Raw genomic sequence first — 5,451 nt, 5'->3', positions numbered from 1 at the left:
CATATTGCCAAGCTGTGACCATTTTGAATTTCATAAATCTCTCCTGGCTGCACAGTATTATTGTTAGCTGTTTATAGTACAGTTACTTGCTATAAAATACCAAAATTGTTAATAATTTTACATAATAAATTCCCTGTGTAGCTGCAAGTCACACAGTGAATTAGTAGTGTTCCTAAATTGAGGTATGAAAATGATTTTGCGTGATTTCAAAACTTTTGTAAAAACGTTGCATTGCAACATCTCTACACCAAGATTCATACATTGTAATCAGCAATGCCGAATTAGTTAGGCAGAGAGGATGAAAGAATCGAATTGTATTGAAGCTTCTCTGCTTTTACCCAATCAAGGCACAACTGACGAAAACGATCGCCCCGCACCTCAAAATTCGGGTACTGATCGAAACTCGCACAAGCCGGAGATAGCAACACCACAGGCGCTTCATACTCCTTAGCTAATTCCGCCGCTCTCGGAACTGCCCTTTCCATAGTTTCCACAATGTGGTAAGAATAATACCCCACCTCTTGGAGGCGTTGGGCAAATGTGGGTGCAGCAGAGCCAATCAATAACACAGCAGCAGCTTTGGTTTGAATTTGTGCTAGCCAGCCAGTATCATCACCTGCTTTAGCTTCTCCACCAGCAATTAAAATCGCTGGACTGTTAACGGATGCTAAACCAACTTCGGCAGCATCGTAGTTAGTAGCTTTGCTGTCGTTAATAAAATCGATACCTTCCCAAGTGCATATATGCTCCAAACGATGAGCAACGCCAGGAAATTCTCGAATTGCAAGTGCGATCGCATCACGATTAATTCCCGCTAATCGTGCCGTTGCTACTGCCATCAAGAGATTTTGCTGGTTATGTTCTCCCACCATCCGCAAAGTAGATACTTTCACAATCGGTTCTGGTGCAGAGGTTGCAGTCAATTTTTCTACAACCCAGTCGTCCTCGATGTAAAAGCCTTTTTCGCTAATCAGGAAATCTTTTCCTCTGACACTTGTCCAATAAGCATTAGGCCAAGCACTTAAACCTTGCTGCCTCAAGTAGGCATCATCGCCATTGAACACTTGCAATTCAGACTGACGCAACAGCTTGGCTTTGATGTTGTAATAGTTCTCTAAAGTCTTATGGCGACTAAGATGATCCGGTGTAAAAGTCGTCCAAATACCGATACGTGGTGCAAGAGAACTCGAAGACTCTACTTGATAGCTGCTAATTTCCGCAATCACCCAATCAATAGAATTTTGGATTTTAGATTTTGGATTTTGAATTAGAGTTACCTTATCTCTTTCCCTATCAGATAGGGCAACTTCACTTGCGGCGTAGCCAATATTACCGCAGGCAGGTGCATTTAAGCCTGCTGCTTGAAAAATGGCAGCAATTAAAGCTGTGGTAGTAGTTTTGCCGTTAGTGCCAGTAATTCCTACCCAAGGTAGCGAGCGCAAATTTCGCCAAGCGAGTTCCATTTCCCCAATGGTTTCTATACCTAATTGGCGTGCCTTAATTAATATGGGAATATCCCAAGGTACGCCAGGACTAACGACTATTAATTGGGGTAAATTAGCACCATTCAATTCTAGGGATTGGCCTAGTTTCACGGTTATTTGCTCGGCAGCGAGTTCTTGTTGTTGTTGTAGGAGGGTTTCGGAGGTGTTGCTATCACTTAGCTCGACCTCCCAACCTTCCCGTTTCAACAATCTCGCCGCAGCAACACCGGACTTTCCCAATCCAATTACAGTAGCTCTGGACATAGATTGCAGCAGAGTGTCCCTGGTTAAGCACTCCCTATAGTAGCGTCTATTGGCAAAAATTACACAACTTTTTGTTGACTTACGCTACAGATTTTTGACGATCGCACCAAAGTCAGCTAGAACACGAGCATGATTGCGAACTAATCCAAGTAAGTGTAACCGATTACGTTTAACTTCTGGATCGGAGTCCATAACTAATACGCTATCTGGGCCATCAAAGAAGTTACTAACTGTCGGAGCAATTTTTCCTAGTGCTGCTAGTAACAGTTGATAATTTCGTGTCTGCTGTGCTGTTTGAGTTTGTGGTACTGATTCGATTAAGGCATTATACAAAGCTGTCTCAGAAGGCTTTTGGAATAGTTCTTGACGGACTACGGTTGTCGGTTCTAGCTGTTTTGTATCCAAATCACCTTGGGCTGCTAATCGTGTGGAACGGTTAACAGTTTCGTAGATGTTATCTAAAGTACTGTCGTTGCGGATTTGTTGTAAGTATAAGGCGCGATCGCGTACATCCAACAAATCTTTTAATGCCCGTTCTGTGTATTCTGGGTCATTTTCGCCCAAAACTGCATTTACCAAGTCGTAATCAATCTTTTCTTCTTGTAGTAAGGTGCGAATGCGTTGTAAGAAAAACTCTTGTAACGCTGCGGTTAATGATGCCTGATCTTTCTGATATTTCGCTGCAAAGTCGGTAGATATTTGCGCTAATAAATCATCTAAATTTATCGGCAAATTATAAAACCAAGTAATTTTAACTACAGCATTAGCAGCACGACGCAAAGCGAAGGGATCAGAGGAACCGGAGGGAATTAAACCTAAACCAAAGATACTTACTAAAGTATCTAATCTATCTGCCAAACCGACAATTTGACCTGTGAGGGTTTCGGGAAAATTATCACCGGCTCCCGTTGGCAAATAATGTTGATAAATTGCCTTTGCAACTTCGGCATCTTCACCACTGGCTAAGGCATATTTTTCTCCCATAATGCCTTGCAATTCGGGGAATTCATACACCATTTGAGTAACCAAATCTGCTTTACATAATAAAGCAGCACGTTGGATCTTTTGACTTTGATTTTCCGCTAATTCTAATTGGGTGCTTATTCGCTCGGCAATCTTAACTACTCTATCTACCTTGGCACGTACCGAACCCAATTCTTCTTGGAAAGTGACTTTTTCTAATTGGGGTAAAAAGCTATCTATTGGCTTAGTTAAATCAGCTTCGTAGAAAAATCTGCCATCAGCTAATCTGGCACGAATTACTCTTTCATTCCCGACGGCAACAATATCTGATTTCTGGGGATCAGCGTTAGAAATGGTGATGAAATTGGGCAATAATTCTTGTTCAGAACTATCTGGTTTGAATACAGGGAAATAACGCTGATGAGTAACCATGACTTCAGTAATTACCTCAGTTGGTAATTCCAAAAATTCTGGTTCAAATTTACCAACAACTGTAGAAGGATATTCTACAAGATTGGTTACTTCCTCTAACAAATCGGGGTAAATTACCGTATATCCGCCTAATTTCTCTGCTACTGCCTTTACTTGCTCTTTGATAATATTTGCCCGTTCTTCTGGGTCAACGGTGACATAAGCAGACTTGAGAGCGGTAATATAATCAGTAGCTTGGGCAATTGTCACAGGATCAGGATGTAAGACCCGATGACCTTGAGAAATGCGATCGCTCTGAATCGTTTTAGAACCATTCACTAATTCTAGAGGTAGCACCGTATCATCTAACAAAGCTACCAGCCAACGAATTGGTCGGGAAAACCTCGCATCTCCATTTCCCCAACGCATCAACCGCTTACCTTCTAAACCCCAAATCCACTGGGGAATAAGTTCTGTTAAGATTTCCGCCACAGGACGACCAGGAATTCTTTTTTGTACAAAGACAAATTCCCCTTTGTCAGTGGGGCGGAGGAAGAGTGCGTCCATTTCCACGCCTTGCTTTTTGGCAAAGCCGATAGCAGCAGCAGTCGGCTGACCATCTTTAAAGGCGGCTTGGGCGGGGGGCCCTTTAATTTCTTCTTCTCGGTCTGCTTGCTGGGATGGTAGACCTTTAATCACTACCGCCAGACGCCGGGGAGTACCGTACACCTGGACACTTTCACCCTTGAGGCTGTTTGCTTCCAAGCTTTGGGGAATGCGCCCCTGCCATTGCACTAAAGCATCACTGAGAAAACTTGCAGGTAGTTCTTCTGTACCAACTTCTAATAGAAACGCAGGCATATAACACTGTTTTCAACTTTGCGTAGCTCAACTTTATCAGTTATTCTCAAGCGATCGCTCGTGATTTTTAGGTAATTAGTACTGCAACGCAGAAGTCAAAAGTCTATCTTGAGCCAGTGCACCCCTGTGATGCCGACTTGTAACTCTATGGGGAAGCAAGCTACGCTCTTAGCGTTAAGGCAGGATAGCAACTGGCTCTCAAAAGTTACGTATAATTGTATTCCGAGCTTCTTATGCCATTTCAATTAGCCAGACAACAAGCTGCTGAAGCTACTTGTTAAAATTAGGCAAACTCCCGCGACATTATACTAGAGTTTGGATGTTTTACGTAAGTTTTTAACTTTGATTAACTTGGCATTTTATGCAAAACTTCACAAAAAAAGTGTTTCACTTCATTGATTCATTACATTTTCTACCGTAGTTTTATGCGGTATTTACGTATATATATTTCTATCGTAAGCTTAGTTTTGTTTAATGCATTGATATCTGCATTATCTCAATCAACTTTGGAGCTATGACCATCAAAAACATTTTTACCAAAATTACTGCGATCGCAGCCACCAGTGCTGCTTTTAGTGTTGCGTAGGCGTAGCCCGCCGCAGGCATCGCTGCGGCTAATAAACCAGCCCAAGCTATTGAGTTAAATTTTAGCTGGCAAGGTGATGCTGGTTATTCAGCAATAGGTTCATTTAGCTACGACGAAACTACAGCACCTACAATTATTTCAGAAAGTGGTAGTGGAGCAACCAACTTCGATTTTCCCACGACTTAAAGTTGTGCAATGAGTGAACACTATGTGCCAGTTCAAAGGGCGTAATGCGGGTTATATGCACGAGCTTGAATATGATGGTAGAATCCCCAAAGTATAAATTTAGGCATTAGTTCAGAAACAACCAGACCAAATTTGTCATAATCACCAGAAACTAAGAACTATGTCTAGGTGAGGATGTTTTAAAAGGGTATTTTACTCTCATAGTGAAGACAGTGAAGCATTTAGCACATAACTGAAAGCTGATGTTTTCGTTCTTGTTGATCTAAGTCAGAACCAGAAAACTATATTTTCTGGAACTTTTAAAACGACCTCTAAAAACTAAGCTATTTACACAAGGTGATATTTTAATTTTTAAGTGATTTATGCAGTACAAAAATTCTCTTTTAAAAACCACTAAAAAATTCATCAACAATGTTTAACACAATGTTAATGAAGTAAATTTATAAATTTGAATAAGTAATAAAAGTAGCAGCCCATACTGACTATTAAAGGAATAAATCTAATTATATCCGGCTGTCTTCAAAAAATTCACAAATAGCTTATGCACATTCTGATTTATTCCTATAACTATCATCCAGAGCCGATTGGTATTGCTCCGTTGATGACTGAATTAGCAGAAGGACTAGTAAAGCGAGGTCACCAAGTGCGGGTGGTTACGGGAATGCCCAACTATCCTCAGCGCGAAATTTACGATGA

Annotated in this window: 3 protein-coding genes and 1 pseudogene; 1 reads left to right on the top strand and 3 read right to left on the bottom strand. The window is 41.2% G+C overall.

Annotated features, from left to right (window positions below):
* Positions 1-281: 281 nt before the first annotated feature.
* The 3 genes from murD to VE944_RS31115 form a co-directional block, all read right to left on the bottom strand.
* Complete coding sequence (gene murD / locus VE944_RS31125) at positions 282-1,748, bottom strand: UDP-N-acetylmuramoyl-L-alanine--D-glutamate ligase (RefSeq protein ID WP_324986745.1); 1,467 nt, start codon at positions 1,746-1,748, stop codon at positions 282-284.
* Positions 1,749-1,832: 84 nt separating this feature from the next.
* On the bottom strand, positions 1,833-3,983 hold the full coding sequence (glyS, locus tag VE944_RS31120; protein WP_324986742.1) for a glycine--tRNA ligase subunit beta: 2,151 nt from the start codon (positions 3,981-3,983) through the stop codon (positions 1,833-1,835).
* 496 nt (positions 3,984-4,479) lie between these two features.
* Positions 4,480-4,614, bottom strand: a complete 135-nt coding sequence (locus tag VE944_RS31115) for a hypothetical protein (RefSeq protein ID WP_324986739.1) — start codon at positions 4,612-4,614, stop codon at positions 4,480-4,482.
* 682 nt (positions 4,615-5,296) lie between these two features.
* Here VE944_RS31115 and VE944_RS31110 point away from each other — a divergent pair.
* A pseudogene (locus VE944_RS31110) lies at positions 5,297-5,451 on the top strand (glycosyltransferase WbuB); the annotation flags it as partial.

Source organism: Nostoc sp. (assembly GCF_035638895.1).
Taxonomy (GTDB): Bacteria; Cyanobacteriota; Cyanobacteriia; order Cyanobacteriales; family Nostocaceae; genus Nostoc.
Note: the sequence above shows the minus strand (reverse complement) of the source record. Positions and strands in the feature narration are given on the sequence as shown.